Below are 296 nucleotides of genomic sequence, written 5' to 3'. Positions count from 1 at the left end.
TTGCGGAAGCAGAAGAACTGAGCGCAGACCATCGCCCCTCCACATTGGAAAAGCTGGCAGAACTGGCAAGGTTGGCGGAGAGAATTGATGTAAATCATGTGACAGAGGCACAAATGCAAGAAGCAGAGGCATTGGCAGCACAATGGGAAGCACTCGAGTCGAAATACGGTTGCTATTTTCAGATATATGAGAACGAGATTCAGAAATGGGCGGGAGTTGATTGGAGACCCCAAATTATTGAAACCGTTTTTCTGAGTAATCCCGTTAGTCGTGTTGAAAAAACATCTGATACGCTT

At 45.9% G+C, this 296-nt stretch carries 1 protein-coding gene; it reads left to right on the top strand.

Features of this window, described 5'->3' with window-relative positions; translation table 11 throughout:
* The coding region (locus P0G09_RS19295; RefSeq protein WP_275253479.1) for a hypothetical protein at nucleotides 1-296 on the top strand (296 nt) is incomplete at both ends.

Source organism: Faecalibacterium sp. DFI.5.82, from assembly GCF_029076575.1.
GTDB lineage: Bacteria > Bacillota > Clostridia > Oscillospirales > Ruminococcaceae > Faecalibacterium > Faecalibacterium duncaniae.
This window is presented reverse-complemented; position numbering and strand designations above follow the sequence as displayed.